Annotated in this window: 16 protein-coding genes and 1 pseudogene; 11 read left to right on the forward strand and 6 right to left on the reverse strand. The window is 75.2% G+C overall.

Features of this window, described 5'->3' with window-relative positions; all coding sequences use genetic code 11:
• Positions 1-26 precede the first annotated feature (26 nt).
• The 3 genes from HL189_RS07640 to HL189_RS07650 all read left to right on the forward strand — a co-directional run bounded on the left by HL189_RS07640 (position 27) and on the right by HL189_RS07650 (position 1008).
• A complete protein-coding gene (locus HL189_RS07640) occupies positions 27-284 on the forward strand; it encodes a DUF2795 domain-containing protein (protein ID WP_369133096.1) in 258 nt (85 codons plus the stop codon).
• A 44-nt stretch (positions 285-328) separates the two neighbouring features.
• Complete coding sequence (locus HL189_RS07645; protein WP_369133097.1) at positions 329-559, forward strand: hypothetical protein; 231 nt, start codon at positions 329-331, stop codon at positions 557-559.
• 68 nt (positions 560-627) lie between these two features.
• Positions 628-1008 (forward strand): ChaB family protein, encoded by a 381-nt coding sequence (locus tag HL189_RS07650; protein WP_369133442.1) that lies wholly within the window; start codon positions 628-630, stop codon positions 1006-1008.
• A gap of 5 nt (positions 1009-1013) precedes the next feature.
• On the opposite strand, the gene HL189_RS07655 is transcribed toward HL189_RS07650, so the two are convergent.
• Entirely contained in the window at positions 1014-1421 is a 408-nt protein-coding gene (locus HL189_RS07655) for an ester cyclase (RefSeq protein ID WP_369133098.1), read from the reverse strand.
• Between the two features lie 209 nt (positions 1422-1630).
• Here HL189_RS07655 and HL189_RS07660 point away from each other — a divergent pair, with 209 nt between their 5' ends.
• The gene (locus tag HL189_RS07660) at positions 1631-1897 is read left to right on the forward strand and encodes a hypothetical protein (RefSeq protein WP_369133099.1); all 267 of its coding nucleotides are present in this window, start codon (positions 1631-1633) and stop codon (positions 1895-1897) included.
• Here the strand turns inward: HL189_RS07660 and HL189_RS07665 are convergent.
• Entirely contained in the window at positions 1881-3218 is a 1338-nt protein-coding gene (locus HL189_RS07665; protein ID WP_369133100.1) for a M24 family metallopeptidase, read from the reverse strand. The two genes, HL189_RS07660 and HL189_RS07665, sit on opposite strands and share 17 nt — an antisense overlap.
• Positions 3219-3267: 49 nt before the next feature.
• Complete coding sequence (locus HL189_RS07670) at positions 3268-4437, reverse strand: diguanylate cyclase (RefSeq protein ID WP_369133101.1); 1170 nt, start codon at positions 4435-4437, stop codon at positions 3268-3270.
• Positions 4438-4602: 165 nt separating this feature from the next.
• Here HL189_RS07670 and HL189_RS07675 point away from each other — a divergent pair, with 165 nt between their 5' ends.
• From HL189_RS07675 to HL189_RS07685, 3 genes and pseudogenes are all read left to right on the forward strand, one after another.
• Positions 4603-4791 carry a hypothetical protein gene (locus tag HL189_RS07675; RefSeq protein WP_369133102.1) on the forward strand — a complete coding sequence of 63 codons (189 nt, stop codon included), beginning with the start codon at positions 4603-4605 and terminating at the stop codon, positions 4789-4791.
• A gap of 91 nt (positions 4792-4882) precedes the next feature.
• On the forward strand, positions 4883-5578 hold the full coding sequence (gene npdG / locus HL189_RS07680; protein WP_369133103.1) for an NADPH-dependent F420 reductase: 696 nt from the start codon (positions 4883-4885) through the stop codon (positions 5576-5578).
• Positions 5579-5802: 224 nt separating this feature from the next.
• Positions 5803-6012: pseudogene (locus HL189_RS07685) on the forward strand (DUF2784 domain-containing protein); the annotation flags it as partial.
• Positions 6013-6144: 132 nt separating this feature from the next.
• On the opposite strand, the gene panB reads toward HL189_RS07685, so the two are convergent.
• Together panB and HL189_RS07695 are read right to left on the reverse strand one after the other, a co-directional pair.
• The gene (gene panB / locus HL189_RS07690) at positions 6145-6975 is read right to left on the reverse strand and encodes a 3-methyl-2-oxobutanoate hydroxymethyltransferase (RefSeq protein WP_369133104.1); all 831 of its coding nucleotides are present in this window, start codon (positions 6973-6975) and stop codon (positions 6145-6147) included.
• A 92-nt stretch (positions 6976-7067) separates the two neighbouring features.
• Entirely contained in the window at positions 7068-7898 is an 831-nt protein-coding gene (locus tag HL189_RS07695) for a slipin family protein (protein ID WP_369133105.1), read from the reverse strand.
• A gap of 220 nt (positions 7899-8118) precedes the next feature.
• Between HL189_RS07695 and glnA the strand changes: the two genes are divergently transcribed.
• The 4 genes from glnA (at position 8119) to HL189_RS07715 (ending at position 13760) form a co-directional block, all read left to right on the forward strand.
• Positions 8119-9459: a type I glutamate--ammonia ligase gene (glnA, locus tag HL189_RS07700; RefSeq protein ID WP_369133106.1), complete on the forward strand. Its 1341-nt coding sequence runs from the start codon at positions 8119-8121 to the stop codon at positions 9457-9459.
• A gap of 100 nt (positions 9460-9559) precedes the next feature.
• Positions 9560-10306, forward strand: coding sequence for a type 1 glutamine amidotransferase (locus HL189_RS07705; RefSeq protein ID WP_369133107.1), 747 nt, complete (start codon positions 9560-9562; stop codon positions 10304-10306).
• A 2-nt stretch (positions 10307-10308) separates the two neighbouring features.
• Positions 10309-13431 (forward strand): bifunctional [glutamine synthetase] adenylyltransferase/[glutamine synthetase]-adenylyl-L-tyrosine phosphorylase, encoded by a 3123-nt coding sequence (locus HL189_RS07710; RefSeq protein ID WP_369133108.1) that lies wholly within the window; start codon positions 10309-10311, stop codon positions 13429-13431.
• Positions 13432-13436: 5 nt separating this feature from the next.
• Complete coding sequence (locus HL189_RS07715; protein WP_369133109.1) at positions 13437-13760, forward strand: CDGSH iron-sulfur domain-containing protein; 324 nt, start codon at positions 13437-13439, stop codon at positions 13758-13760.
• Here the strand turns inward: HL189_RS07715 and HL189_RS07720 are convergent, their stop codons facing one another.
• Complete coding sequence (locus HL189_RS07720; protein ID WP_369133110.1) at positions 13761-14774, reverse strand: iron-containing redox enzyme family protein; 1014 nt, start codon at positions 14772-14774, stop codon at positions 13761-13763. It lies immediately after the preceding gene.
• Positions 14775-14837 lie beyond the last annotated feature (63 nt).

Raw genomic sequence — 14837 nt, forward strand, 5'->3', positions numbered from 1 at the left:
TCGCCCGACGAGAGGACCACATCCCGATGACCGACCCGCACCAGCCCGCCACCTCACCCGGCACCGACCCGGCCGACGTCGAGCGGCGCTCCGCGATCGCCGAGGCGCTGGGCAAGGAGGTCTGGCCGGCCGACCGGGACACCCTGGTCGGCAAGGCGCAGGAGTCGAACGCGCCGGACGGCGTCCTGTCGGCGCTGCGCCGGCTCCCCGCCGACCGGCAGTTCACCAACGTCCAGGAGGTCGCCGAGGCACTGGGCCTCGGCACGGAGCAACAGCGCTTCTGATCACCGAACGCGTCGCCTCGGGGGAGGAGGGGTAGGGATCCGGCATGCCGAGCATGAAGGAGCCGTCCCCCGAGGCGCACGCGAACGTGACCGAGCGCAACGTCGAGACGCGGGCGCAGCTGCTGCCCGAGGAGCGTTCGGTCGGGGAGAGCGCCGACCCGGAGAAGCAGGCGGAGCTGATCCTCGCCGAGTCCGAGGAACGCACCATCCACGCCGACCCCGACGACGCCCAGGGAGCGCACCGGCAGTCCGCGGAGACCGCGGACCTGCCCTGACCGAGGAGGTCCCGATTCCGAAGACGACCAAGAGCGGGGACGCGAGGAAGGACGAGCTCCCCAGCACCCTGGAGCGGTCCGACGAGAAGGCGCAGCGCACCTTCGCCAAGGCGCACGACTCCGCCGCCGAGCAGTACGGCGACGAGCAGCGGGCCAACCAGGTCGCCTGGTCGGCGGTCAAGCACACCCACGAGAAGGTGGGCGACCACTGGCAGCCGAAGGAGGATGGCAAGAAGGGCCCCAGCGACCCGCAGGCCGAGGGCGGCCGGGACACGAACCGGGAGACCAAGGGCGGCGTCGACGCCAACGCCACCAAGGAGCACCTGATGGACGTCGCCCGGGAGCTCGACGTCAGCGGCCGGTCGTCGATGACGAAGGACCAGCTGGTCGACGCCATCCAGAAGGCGAACGACAAGGCGACGGCGAGGGCGCGCGGCGACCGGTCCTGAGCCGGTCAGCTGAGCTGTTGCTGTACCTGCAGGTCGTTCCCGTACCCCCATCGCTCGACCACGCGGCCACCTTCGACCCGGACGATGTCGATGCCGGCGAACCGGATCTGCCGGTGGGTGGCCGGGACGCCGAGCTGGTCGCCCTCGTGTGTGCCCGTCGCGTGCCAGCGCAGTACGCCCCGGTCGGCACAGACGAGCACGTCGTCGTCCGTCAGGCGCAGGTCGGGGAAGACGGCGTGGTAGAGCTGGAGCAGCTGCCGGAGGCCCTCCCGTCCCTGCCGCTGGCCGGGCTGCGGGTCGTGGTCGACGACCTCGGGAGCGAACACCCGGTCGACCAGGTCCGGGGGAGCGTCGGCGTCCCACAGGCGGCCGTAGTCGCGCACGAGGTGGGTCACGTCGTCGAGGGTGGTCACGATGCCTCCCATGTCGAGTCGCGGCGGTCGTGAGAGCCGATTCTCCTCCGGGCGCGCCCGGCGACGACCCCCTCGTGCGCCCTCGCCAGGACGGACCCGGCCAGACTGACCGGGTGGACCGGGAAGCCCTGCGCCGGCGGTACGAGGAGCTGAGCCAGTGGCCGCTCGTCGGCCTGGCCGTCCTCTTCGTCGTCGCCTACGCCTGAGGCGTGCTCCGCCCCGACCTGCCCGGCTGGCTGCTGGCCGCGCTCCGCGGGGTCACGCTGGTGGCCTGGCCGGTGCCCCTCGTCGACTACGTCGTGCGCCTGGTGCTCGCCGAGCAGCGCTGGCGGTTCGTCCGGGAGAACTGGATCGACGGCCTCGCGGTGCTGCTGCCGCTGCTGCTGCGGGACGAGGTGCGCGTGCTGGCCGCGGAGGTCCGCGCGCTGCGAGCGGAGCTCGGCGCCGCCCGCGGCGGGATCACCCCGGCGGGATGAGGATGAGCTCGGTCTGCCGCCCGTCGAGGTACTCCACACCGGCGGCGGTCAGCGCGATGCCCTGCTCCAGCGCCATCCGCACCAGCTGCCCGCCCCACTCGGGCACCGGCACCCGCACGCACAGCTCCAGCGCCCACACGGTGTCCGGGTGCACCTCGGCCGCGCCGGCGCCGGGGACACCGTCCTGCTGGTCCCACAGCCCGATCGCCGGCCCGGCGCCGTGGCCGTGCACTCCCACCGGGTGGGAGTACACGTCGCCGTCGATGCCCTCGGCGGCGGCAGCGGCCCGCGCGGCGGCGAGCACCTCGTCGCCGGTGCGCCCGGGCCGGAGAGCCGCCGTGGTGAGGTCCTGCATCCGGTTCCCGACCGTGACGGCGGCCGCCAGCCCCGGCGGCGGCCCGGTCTCGCCAGGGCGCAGCACGTACCCGTTGCGCTGGGTGTCGGTGGTCAGACCGAGGGTGGACAGCCCGACGTCGCAGTGCACCAGGTCGCCGGGCTCGATCACCGCGTCGTAGGGCACGCCGGGCAGCACGGTGCCGCGCTCGTCGTTCAGCGGCACCCCGGCCCGCTGCAGGCCCACGGTGGGCTGGAACCAGCCGTCGACCCCGAGGTCGGCGAAGCGCTGCCGGATCCACCAGGCGACGTCGAGGGCCGTGGTCCGCCCGACGGTGAGGACGGCGGGGGAGTACGCCTCGTCGATCACCTGGTGCGCGAGCCGGTTCATCGCGTGCAGGACGGCGATCTCCTCCGGCAGGCGGGTCTCCAGCCAGCCGACCACGAGGTCCTGGGCCGGCACCACCTTCTCCGCGTGCGGCCCCAGCGCCGCCAGCAGCAGCCGGTGCTCGGTGGCCGAGAGCCCGTCGGCGTGCGCGAACACCGCGGACACGTCGATGCCGATCGTCCGGGGGGCCGCCTGGTCGGCGAACCGGCGGACGGCGGCCCACTGCGACTGCGCGGGGCTCAGCCCGGGCTGCTCGTCGGCCTCCCACGCCGGCAGGAACTGACCGACGGGGTAGCGGGAGACCGCCGCCGCGGTGACCCCGTCGTCGCTGCGGTGGAACAGCAGGATCGTGCGCCGGCGGGCCGACAGCCAGGTCGCCGGCAGCAGCGTCGGGAGGACCGGGTCCTCGTTGTACTCCCGCGCCACGACCACCCAGAGGTCGATGCCCGCCCGGTCCATCAGCCCCGGCAGCAGGTCCAGCAGGCGCTGGGAGAGCCAGCGGTCCCGGACGTCGGCCTGCTCGCGCAGCGGCAGCGGCACCGTCCGGCACGGGTCCGGGTCGTCGCGGAGGCCGGGGCGGGGGAGTGCGGACGAGGTCATGAGGGCAGGAAAGCAGACCCGCCCGGCCGCTGCCCGGAGGACGGGGAGGTCAGGCCGCGCCGCCGGCCGGCCCGGCGCTGCGGGTGGGGCGGGCGGCCTGCCGCGGTGCCGGCACGACGACGCCCGGCGCGGCGAGGCGGACCCGGTCCCGGCCGTCCTGCTTGGCCGCGTACATGGCCACGTCGGCCCGGTCGACCAGCCGCCACAGCTCGTCGGCCGGCTGGTCGCCGTCGGCGGGGCGGGTGAGGGCCGCGCCGATGGAGACGGTCACCCGGTGCTCGCGGCCGGCGCTGCTGCCGGACACCGCCAGCCGGAGGCGCTCGGCCAGGTGCCGGGCCTCGGCCGGGTCGGCGACCAGCCCGAGGACGACGAGCTCCTCGCCGCCGGTGCGGGCCAGCACGTCGGCGGGGCGGACCGTGGCGGACAGGGCGTCGGCCACCGCGCGCAGCACGGCGTCGCCCACCGCGTGGCCGTGCGCGTCGTTGAGCTGCTTGAAGTGGTCGAGGTCGAGGACCAGCGCAGCGACCCGCTGCCCGTCACGGCGGGCCTGCTTCCAGATGCGCGGCGCCTGCTCGACGAGGGAGCGGCGGTTGGCCAGGCCGGTCAGCGGGTCGGTGGAGGAGAGGGTCAGGGTCGCGGCGAGCAGCGCCTCCACCCGCCGGCGCAGCAGGAAGATGCCGAGCATGGCGCCGCTCAGCGTGCCGGCGTTGACCGCGACCTGGACGACCAGCTGGCCGACGGCGTCGTAGTTGTCGGCCAGCACCAGCCAGCAGGCGCCGACCACCGCGGCCATCTGCACGGCCAGGACCCGCGGCCCCAGGAACCACGCGGCGACGAAGCAGGTGAACAGGAGGCCGATCGGGGCGGCGTAGCGGAGCGGGTCGGTGGTCGACCAGCCGATCACGACGTAGAGCCCGTCGCCGAGGGCGACCAGGCCCGCGGTCGCGGCCGGGCTGACCCGCTGCCGCCAGACCAGCAGACCGGCGGTCAGCACGGCCGCGCCGAGGGCGGCCACGTAGGCCGGGCGGCTGGCCCCCTCGCGCAGCACGCCCTCGACGAACAGGTTGGTGAGGCCGACGGCGGCCCCGGCCGCCAGCAGCCCGGCCAGGCACCAGGCCACCAGCCGGCTGTCGCTCCGGCTGGGCTGGTCGTGCCCCGGGACGACCCCGACCGGGACCCGCGACTGGTGCCTGTTGCCCGGTGCGTGAGCCCCCGCCATGGCGTGAGGATGCCGTAGCGCGGCCTCCGGCAGAAGCCCCTCCCGGTGCGTCGCCTCGGGGAACGGACACCGGACCAGGGAAGCGTCCACGCGTGACGGGGGTCCGGGCGGGGCATGCGATCACGAGGCGGGCGCGGACCCGCCTTCCGACGGAGGGAGACGACGGTGGAGCAGGGATGGTGGTTCTACTGCCTGAAGCACCACGCGGTCGAGACCAAGGACGGGTGCGCGGAGCGGCACCGCCTGGGCCCGTACGCCACGCGCCACGAGGCCGAGCTGGCCCTGCAGAAGGTCGCCGAGCGCAACGAGCAGGCCGACGCCGCGGACGAGGCCTGGGAGCAGGGCCGGAGCTGACCCGGGCCGGCCGGTCCCCGGCCGGGGCGCCGTGGATGATCGTCGCGAGCGGCACGCCCGGCCGGGCGGCCCAGCGCGGGCAGGAGGGGTCGTGACGGACGGACGTGGGGTGGAGGACCTCGTGGTCGGGGTGCTCGGGGGCACCGGGCCGCAGGGCCGGGGGCTCGGCGTGCGGCTGGCCGCCGCGGGGCAGCGGATCCTGCTCGGCTCCCGGGACGCCGAGCGCGCCGCGCAGGTCGCCGCCGAGGTCGCCGTCCGGGCCGGCGCCGCGGCCGGTGGGGTCGAGGTGTCGGTGCGCGGCGGGTCGAACGTCGACGTCGCCGGGGCCGCGGACCTCGTCGTCGTCGCCGTCCCCTACGCCGGGCACGCCGCGACCCTGACCGAGCTGGCCACGCCCCTCGCCGGCAAGGTCGTCGTCGACTGCGTCGTGCCGATGGGCTGGGACGAGCTCGGCGCCTACGCGCTTGACGTGCCCGAGGGCAGCGTCTGCCAGCAGGCGGCCGCGCTGCTGCCGGACAGCGCCGTCGTCGGCGGCTTCCACCACCTCTCCGCCGTGCTGCTCGAGGACGTCTCCGTCCCGACCCTGGATGGCGACGTGATGGTGGTGGGCGACAGCCGGGAGGCGACCGACCTGGTGCAGGCGCTCGCCGGGCGGCTGCCGGGCATGCGCGGGATCTACGCCGGCCGGCTGCGCAACGCCCGCCAGGTCGAGGCGCTCACGATCAACCTGGTCTCGGTGAACCGGCGGTACAAGGCGCACGCCGGGATCCGCGTCACCGACGTCTGACGAAGGCCGAAGGACCCCTCCGCCCCCCGCCACTCGCAGGCTCGCGGCGGGCCCCTGCGGAGGACCGTCACCCCACGCCTCGCAGGCTCGGCGCGGGCCCCTGCAGAGAGGCCTCACCGGGGCCGGCGGCGGGGCCCCTGCAGCGGGGCCGGAGTGCCAGACTCGGCCCCGTGCTGCTGCTCGCGGCGGCCGTGGCCGTGCTGCACGGCGTCGTCGTGCTGGTGATGCTGACCGGCGCGCTGGTCGCGCTGCGCCGGCCGCGGTTCGTGCTGGTGCACGCGCCGGTCGCGCTGGCGGTGCTGGCCGTCAACCTCGCCGGCGCGGACTGCCCGCTCACCGACCTCGAGCTGGCGCTGCGGGCGCAGGCCGGGCAGCCCGGCTACGACGGCGGGTTCCTCGGCCACCACGTTTTCACCCCGCTGGGGCTGGACGTGGCGGCGACGGGGACCCAGGTCGGCATCTACGCCGCGGCGGTCGGGCTGAACGCCGTCGGCTACGGGCTCCTCATCAGGCGGCTCCACGCAGCGTGGGCACGCTCCTGGTGGCGGTGGGGCCCGGCAGGGCGACTAGTCGAACGAGTGCTCGGCGGTCGGGAAGACGCCGGTCCGCACCTCGGTGGCGTACTCCTGTGCTGCCCGCAGGAGCTCACCCCGCAGGTTCGCGTACCTCTTCACGAACTTCGGCACCCGCCCGCCGTTGAGACCGGCCATGTCCGGCCAGACGAGCACCTGCGCGTCGCAGTCCGGCCCGGCACCGATCCCGATGGTCGGGATGGCCAGCTCCTTGGTCACCTGGCCGGCGATCGCGGCCGGCACCATCTCCAGCACGACGGCGAACGCCCCGGCCTCCTGCACCGCGTGCGCGTCGGCGAGCAGCTGCTCCGCGCCCGTTCCGCGGCCCTGCACGCGGTAGCCGCCGAGGACGTGCTCGCTCTGCGGCGTGAAGCCCACGTGCGCCATCACCGGGATGCCCGAGCGGGTGAGCAGCTCGATCTGCGGGGCCATCCGGACGCCGCCCTCCAGCTTCACCGCCTGCGCACCGCCCTCCTTCATCAGCCGGACGGCGGTGTCGAAGGCCTGCTGCGGCCCGGACTCGTAGCTGCCGAACGGCAGGTCGGCGACGACCAGCGCCCGCCGGGTGGACCGGGTCACCGCCTTGGTCAGCAGCAGCATGTCCTCGACGGTGACCGGGACCGTCGTGCTGTGCCCGAGCACCACGTTGCCCGCGGAGTCGCCCACCAGCAGCACCGGGATGCCGGCGTCCTCGAACACCTGCGCGGCGTAGGTGTCGTAGGCGGTGAGCATCGCCCACCGCTCACCGCGCTCCTTGGCCTGCTGCAGGTGGTGCACCCGCACCCGGGCGGTCGACTGGCCGCCGTAGAGAACCGACTCGGTCATGCCTGCTCCTCCTGAGGTGACCGCGCTCGGCCGGGCGACCGGTGCCGTCGGCCAGATCCAAGTACACCGGGCGCCGCAGGTCGGGGGTGGGGTCACCCGCCGTCGGTCAGCGAGGCCGGCCGGGGCGCCGGCACGCGGCCGTTCGCGGCCGGCGGCGCGGGCTCGGGAGGGGTGGCCCGCTCCAGGAAGCGGAGCAGCTCGACCGGGAAGGGGAGGACGACGGTCGAGTTCTTCTCCGCCGCCACCTCCACCATCGTCTGCAGCAGGCGCAGCTGCAGCGCCGCGGGCTGCTCGCCCATGACCCCGGCGGCCTCGGCGAGCTTGCGGGAGGCCTGCAGCTCGCCCTCGGCGGTGATCACCCGGGAGCGGCGTTCGCGCTCGGCCTCCGCCTGCCGCGACATCGACCGCTTCATCGACTCCGGCAGGGCGACGTCCTTGATGTCCACCCGGTCGATGTGCACGCCCCAGTCGACCGCGGGGCTGTCCAGCATCAGCTCCAGGCCCTGGTTGAGCCGCTCGCGGTTGGACAGCAGGTCGTCCAGGTCGCTCTTGCCGATGATCGACCGCAGCGAGGCCTGGGCCACCTGGGCGATCGCGGCCTGGTAGTTCTGCACGTCGACGACGACGCGCACCGGGTCGTACACCCGGTAGTACACGACCGCGTCGACCTTCACGGTGACGTTGTCCCGGGTGATGCCCTCCTGGGCGGGCACCGGCATGGTGACCACCTGCATGGTGACCTTGTGCAGCCGGTCGGCGACCGGGGCGATGAAGGTGAGCCCGGGACCGCGGGGCTCACCGTGCAGCCGGCCGAACCGCAGGACGACTCCACGTTCGAACTGGTCCACCACCCGGACGCTCCCGCCCAGGAGCGTCAGCAGACCCAGCACCGCCAGCACGAGCACCGCGAGCACGACGTCCATCTCGGCCTCCGCCGCCCGCGCCGGGCCGGTCGCGCCGCTCGTGCCCGGGACCGCAGCGCCCTGACGACGTCCCCATCGTAGGACGGCGGTGGCCGTCCGGAGCCGTCCACGGCGTCCCCGGGCGGCATCGAGCGGGGGTGCTGCTGTGCCCGGTCACCCCACCAGGCAGGCTGGTGGCGTCGTAACAACCCCGTCACGTCCGGAGGCCACCATGGCGAGCATGGACCGCCAGCAGGAGTTCGTCCTGCGGACCCTGGAGGAACGCGACATCCGCTTCGTGCGGCTGTGGTTCACCGACGTGTCGGGGTACCTGAAGGCGGTGGCCGTCGCGCCCGCCGAGATCGAGGCGGCCTTCGCCGAGGGGATCGGCTTCGACGGCTCGGCGATCGAGGGGTTCGCCCGCGTCTACGAGTCCGACATGCTCGCCAAGCCGGATCCGGGCACCTTCCAGGTGATGCCGGCCGCGCGCGGGGAGGCCAGCGACACCGCGCGGATGTTCTGCGACATCCTCCTGCCCGACGGCTCGCCGGCCTGGGCCGACCCGCGGCACGTGCTGCGCCGGACCCTGGCCAAGGCCGCGGACATGGGGTTCACCTTCTACACGCACCCCGAGGTCGAGTTCTTCCTGCTCAAGAACCTCCCCAGCGACGGCAGCCCGCCCGAGCCGGCCGACACCGGCGGCTACTTCGACCTGTCCACGCACAACGTGGCGCACGACTTCCGCCGCGAGGCGGTCTTCGCGCTGGAGGCGATGGGCATCTCGGTGGAGTTCAGCCACCACGAGGTCGCCCCCGGGCAGCAGGAGATCGACCTGCGCTACGCCGACGCCCTGTCGACGGCGGACAACATCATGACGCTGCGGCACGTCGTCCGTGAGGTGGCGCTGGCCCAGGGCGTGTACGCGACGTTCATGCCCAAGCCGTTCACCGAGCTGGCCGGCTCGGCGATGCACACCCACCTGTCGCTGTTCGAGGGCGACCGCAACGCCTTCCACGACCCGGCCGACCCGATGCGGCTGTCGGCGACGGCCAAGCAGTTCATCGCCGGGCTGCTCGCCCACGCCGGCGAGTACACCGCGGTCACCAACCAGACGGTCAACTCCTACCGCCGGCTGCTCGCCGGCACGGAGGCGCCGACCGCGGCCACCTGGGGCCGGGCCAACCGGTCGGCGCTGGTCCGGCTGCCGTCCTACAAGCCGAACAAGGGGCAGTCCGCCCGGGTCGAGGTGCGGTCGCCGGACTCGGCGTGCAACCCGTACCTGACCTTCGCGGTGCTGCTGGCCGCCGGGCTGCGGGGCATCGAGAAGGGCTACGAGCTGCCGCCGGAGGCCGAGGACGACGTCTGGTCGCTCACCGACACCGAGCGCCGCGCCGCCGGCTACCGGGACCTCCCGGTGTCGCTGGGCGAGGCGCTGACCACGATGGAGCGCAGCGAGCTGGTCGCGGAGACACTCGGCGAGCACGTGTTCGACCACTTCCTGCGCAACAAGCGGGAGGAGTTCGGCACCTACCGCCGCGAGGTCACCCCGTTCGAGCTGCGGCGCTACCTGCCGGGCCTCTGAGGAAGGACCTCCTCGCCCCCGGGCCTCGCAGGCTCGGCCCGGGACCCTGCGAGGAGGCCGTTCCAGTCCAGCCCTGGGTGCCCTCATTACGCTGCGACGCGTGGCCCGTCTGCTCGTCGTCGTCCCGCACCACACCGACCCGCCGGCCCGCCTCGGGCAGTGGCTCCGCGAGGCGGGGCTCGAGCTCGACGAGCGGCACCTCAGCGCGGGCGACCCGCTGCCGGCCGACCTGACCGGGCACGACGGGCTGCTGGTGCTGGGCGGGCCGCAGTCCTCCCTCGACCCGGCCGAGGTGTCCCCGGAGCTGGTCGGGGTGCGCGCGCTGCTGGCGACGGCGGTCGCCGAGGACCTCCCGACCCTGGCCGTCTGCCTCGGCGCCCAGCTGCTGGCCCAGGTCGGCGGCGGCAGCACCCGGGTCGGCGTCGAGGGCCCCGAGGTCGGCGCGACCCTGGTCGCCAAGCGGGACGCCGCCTACGCCGACCCGCTGTTCGGACCGCTGCCGCTCTCACCGGACGTGCTGCAGTTCCACCACGACGAGATCGACCGGCTGCCGGCCGGTGCCACCCTCCTGGCCAGCGGCGTCATGTACCCGAACCAGGGCTACCGGGTCGGGGAGCACGTGTACGGCATCCAGTTCCACATCGAGACCGACGACGCGATCATCCGGCAGTGGGCCGAGAGCGACACGGTCGGCGTCGCGGCCAGCGGGCTGGACATCGAGACCATCTGCGCCCGCGCGGCCGCCGTCCACCCCGACGTCGCCGAGGTGTGGGCGCCGTTCGCCGGACGGTTCGCCGCCCTGGTGCAGGAGCACGCCCGCCGCCGACCGGCGCCGGTGGGGAACTGACGGTGACCACCGTGCCCCGGCCGACCCCCGAGGAGGAGGTGCCGCGGCGCGCCGTCGTCCGGCTGGTCCGCTTCGGGTTCGAGGACGGCGCCCGCGCCGCGCGGCTGCTGTCCGACCCGTCGCTGGGGCTGTGGGACCTCGACCGCAACGAGCCCGCCGACCCGGAGGCCGGCCCGGTGGTCGCGGCGCTGGCCCGCGCCGGCGACCCCGACCTCGCCCTCAGGTCGCTGTCCCGGCTGGTCGAGGCCCTGGACGCCGACGACCCCGACGGCGGCCCCGCCGCCGCGCTGCTCGCCCGGCTCCGCGGCTCGGGCCAGCTGCGCTCGCGGCTGCTCGCCGTGCTGGGCGCCTCCGCCGGGCTCGCCGACCACCTGGTCGCCCGTCCGGGCGACTGGGTCGTGCTCGACACCGAGGACCGCTGGTCCGCCCGGCCGAGCGCCCACGAGCTGCAGCAGCAGATGCTGTTCGCGGTCGGCGCCGACCCGGACGACCCGCCGTGGGGAGTCGGCCTGGGCGCCGCGGCCCCGGACAGCGCGCCCGCCCGCGTCCGCGACCTCAGGCACGCCTACCTGCGGGCGGTCCTGTCGGTGGCCGGGCGCGACCTCGGTGACGGGCTGCCCGCCGACGAGGTCGCCGCGGAGCTGGCCGACATCGCCGGGGCCGTGCTCACCGCTGGGCTGGCGCTGGCCGTCGCCGAGCAGCCCGAGGGGGCCGCGCCGTGCCGGCTGGCGGTCATCGCGCTGGGCAAGACCGGCGGCCGGGAGCTCAACTACGTCAGCGACGTCGACGTCGTGTTCGTCGCCGAGGCGCTGGCCGACGCGCCCGGCGGCGGGAACGAGCCGGCGGCGCTGGCCACCGCCACCCGGGTCGCCGGGGCGCTCATGCGGATCTGCGGTCAGGCCGCCTGGGAGGTCGACGCCGCGCTGCGGCCGGAGGGCAAGGCCGGCGTCCTGGTGCGCACCCTCGCCGGGCACCGCTCCTACTACGAGCAGTGGGCCAGCACCTGGGAGTTCCAGGCGCTGCTGAAGATGCGGCCGGTCGCCGGTGACCCGGCGCTCGGCCAGGAGTACGTGGACGCCCTGTGGCCGATGGTCTGGAAGGCCGGTGACCGGCCGGGTTTCGTCGGGGAGATCCAGGCGATGCGCCGCCGGGTGGAGAAGCACATCCCGGCCGCGCAGGCCGACCGGGAGCTGAAGCTGGGCCGCGGGGGCTTGCGGGACGTCGAGTTCAGCGTGCAGCTGCTGCAGCTGGTGCACGGCCGCGCCGACGTCTCGCTGCGGGTCGGCGGCACGATCCCCGCGCTCACCGTGCTCGGCGCCGGCGGCTACATCGGCCGGGACGACGTCGCCACGCTGATCGCCGCCTACCGCTTCCTGCGCACCGTCGAGCACCGCATCCAGCTGCTCCGGCTCCGGCGCACCCACCTGATCCCGGTGGCCGACGACCAGCTGCGCTGGCTGGCCCGGTCGCTGGGCTACAAGCCCGACGCCCGCGGCGACTCCGTGGAGGTGCTCCGCGCGGAGCTCGCCCTGCACACCCGGGTGGTGCGCCGGCTGCACGAGAAGCTGTTCTACCGGCCGATGCTCAACGCGGTGGCCAAGGTCCCCGGCGAGCAGCTGGCGCTCGGGCCGAAGGCGGCGGGGGAGTGGCTGAAGGCGCTGGGGTTCGCCGACCCGGAGGGCGCGCTGCGGCACATGGGGGCGCTGACGGGCGGGCTGAGCCGCTCGGCGTCCATGCAGCGGTACCTGCTGCCGGTGCTGATCCAGACGTTCGCCGCCTGCGCCGACCCCGACGCCGGCCTGCTGGCCTACCGCCGGGTCAGCGAGGCCCTGGGCCGGGACCAGTGGTTCCTGCGGCTGCTGCGGGACGAGGGGCAGACCGCCGAGCGGCTCGCGCTGCTGCTCGGCTCCAGCCAGTACGTCGCGGGCCTGCTCACCCGCACCCCCGAGGCGATGCGGCTGCTCAGCGACGACGCGCAGCTGGAGCCGCGCTCGGCCGGCACGCTCGCCTCCGCCTGGCGGCAGGCCGTCGCCCGGGCCGGCGACGCGACGGCCGGGGTGCGGGTGCTGCGCTCGCTGCGCCGCCAGGAGCTGCTGCGGATCGCCTGCGCGGACCTGCTCGGCCGGCTGGACGTCGTCCGGGTCGGCCGGGCGCTGCACGACGTCGCCGTCGCCACCCTGCAGGCCGGCCTGGACGCCGCCGTGCGGCACTGGGCGGCCGAGGCGGGCGTGGCGCCCGAGGACGTGCCGGCCGACCTCGCGGTCATCGGCATGGGCCGGCTGGGCGGGGCGGAGATGGGCTACGGGTCGGACGCCGACGTCCTGTTCGTGCACCGGGCGCGCGGCGGCGCCGAGGAGTCCCGCGCGGCGCAGGCGGCCAACTCCATCGCCCACACGCTGCGCCGCCTGCTGGCCGAGCCTGCGCCGGACCCGGCGTTCGAGGTCGACGCCAACCTGCGGCCCGAGGGCCGGCAGGGGGCGCTGTCCCGCAGCCTGTCGGCGTTCGCCGAGTACTACCAGCGCTGGGTGTCGATCTGGGAGGTGCAGGCGCTGCTGCGGGCCGCGCCGGTCGCCGGGGACGAGGAGCTGGGCCGGGCGTTCGTCGCGCTCGTCGACCCGCTGCGCTACCCCGATCGCGGGTTGACCGGCGAGCAGGTGGCCGAGATCCGCCGGATCAAGGCGCGGGTCGACAGCGAGCGGCTGCCCCGCGGCGCGGACCCGGCCACGCACACCAAGCTGGGCCGCGGCGGGCTGGCCGACGTCGAGTGGACCGTGCAGCTGCTGCAGCTCCAGCACGCCGCCGCGGTGCCGGCGCTGCGGGTGACCCCGACCGTCGACGCGCTGGCAGCGCTGCGGTCCGCCGGCCTGCTGGACGCCGATCAGGCCGATGCGCTGCGGGCTGCCTGGGAGCTGGCCAGCCGCGCACGCAACGCCGTCTTCCTGGTCCGCGGCCGCCCCGGGGACCAGCTGCCGCGGCAGGGGCTGGAGCTCAGCGGCGTCGCCCGCGCCTGCGGCTACGGACCCGACGTCGACGCCGGCCAGTTCCTCGACGACTACCGGCGCGTCACCCGGCGGGCGCGGGCCGTGGCCGAGCGGGTGTTCTACGACCGCCCCGAGGGGAGCTGACCGGGTTGAGCACGGACCCCCAGGAGTCCGCCGATGTCTCCGACGAGCTGGTGCGGGACCTCCCGCCGCCCGACGAGCCGACCGCGACCATCACGCCCTACCGGGACGGGCCGCTGATCGTCCGCGGCGACTTCCGGCTCGTCGACACCGACGGCAACGAGATCGACCCCGGCCGCAAGACCGTCGCGCTGTGCCGGTGCGGCAAGTCGGGGATCAAGCCGTTCTGCGACGGCACGCACAAGCGGGCCGGCTTCCACTCCGGCAGCGCCCCGGCCCGCCCCCGCCCGGCCGCCCGCATCTTCCGCGACGCGGACAGCGCCGACACCTGATCACGCTGCCTGAGCTGCCTCGTCCCGGAGGCCGGAGCGGCCCTGCTCCCAGGCGCCGAGCAGGTGGGTGGCGGCCAGGCCGTCCAGGACGAGGGAGCAGCGGGCCCCGAAGAGGACGTCGGCGGCCAGCGCCGGGGTCTCGGCCACCAGCGAGCCGCACATGTCGACCGAGGCGATCTGCTCGTGCACCGCGTCCGCCTCGACGTGCTCGTCGTAGAAGACGGTGGTGCGGTCCCCGAAGCCCAGCCGGCGCAGCCCGGAGGAGTACCGGCGGCTGGGCTCCGAGGAGGTCATCTCGACCGCGGCCAGGTGCCCCAGGCAGGCCCCGCGCCAGCGCCGGTGCAGGCCGAACAGGGACATCGTGTTGACCGCGGTGAACGCCACGGCGGGAGCGTCGTCCCACAGCACGCCGTACCCGGCGTCGAGGCCGAGGTCGCCCATCATCCCGGCGAACAGCTGGCTGTGCATGCGCCCGGGCACGCCCCCGCCGTACTCGTCGGCCTGGATCTCCACGAGCGCGGCCTTGCTCCGCCCGCCCAGGCGGGGGATCGCCCAGGTGTGCGGGTCGCCCTCCTTGAGGTGGTACACCGACCGCAGGGTCAGGTACTCCCGCCACTGCTCGAGGGTGCCGTGCCGGGCCAGGTACCGGGAGAGCGACGGGCCGTCGTCGGCCGCGATGAGGGCGGTGAGCTGCTGGTCGACCGGGTCCTCGGTGACCTCGACGTCCCCGGCCAGTTCCCGCAGGGCGGCGAGGTGCCGCTCCTCGAGGCGGCCGCGCAGCCGCAGCAGGTCGGGGTCCCACTCCCACGCGTCGTCGACGCCGTCGAACCCGCGGTAGTGGAGCTCGTAGCAGATCGCCAGGCCCAGCTGCAGGTCGTCGTCGGTGAGGACGTCGCGAGCCGAGGCGAGCGCGGCCTCCGCGGCGGTGGTCGTGCGGGCGCCGAGCGCGGAACCGGCGGCGAGGTCGGTCACCAGTGCGGCGCTCAGCGGGCCCCGGGGCTTGGGAAGGCGCATGGCCGTGATCATGCCCAGCCGGACGGGCGCGGAACCCCCTCGCGGGAGTGAGGTGCACCCGTC

It is taken from the genome of Modestobacter sp. I12A-02662, assembly GCF_041028325.1.
Lineage (GTDB): Bacteria > Actinomycetota > Actinomycetes > Mycobacteriales > Geodermatophilaceae > Modestobacter.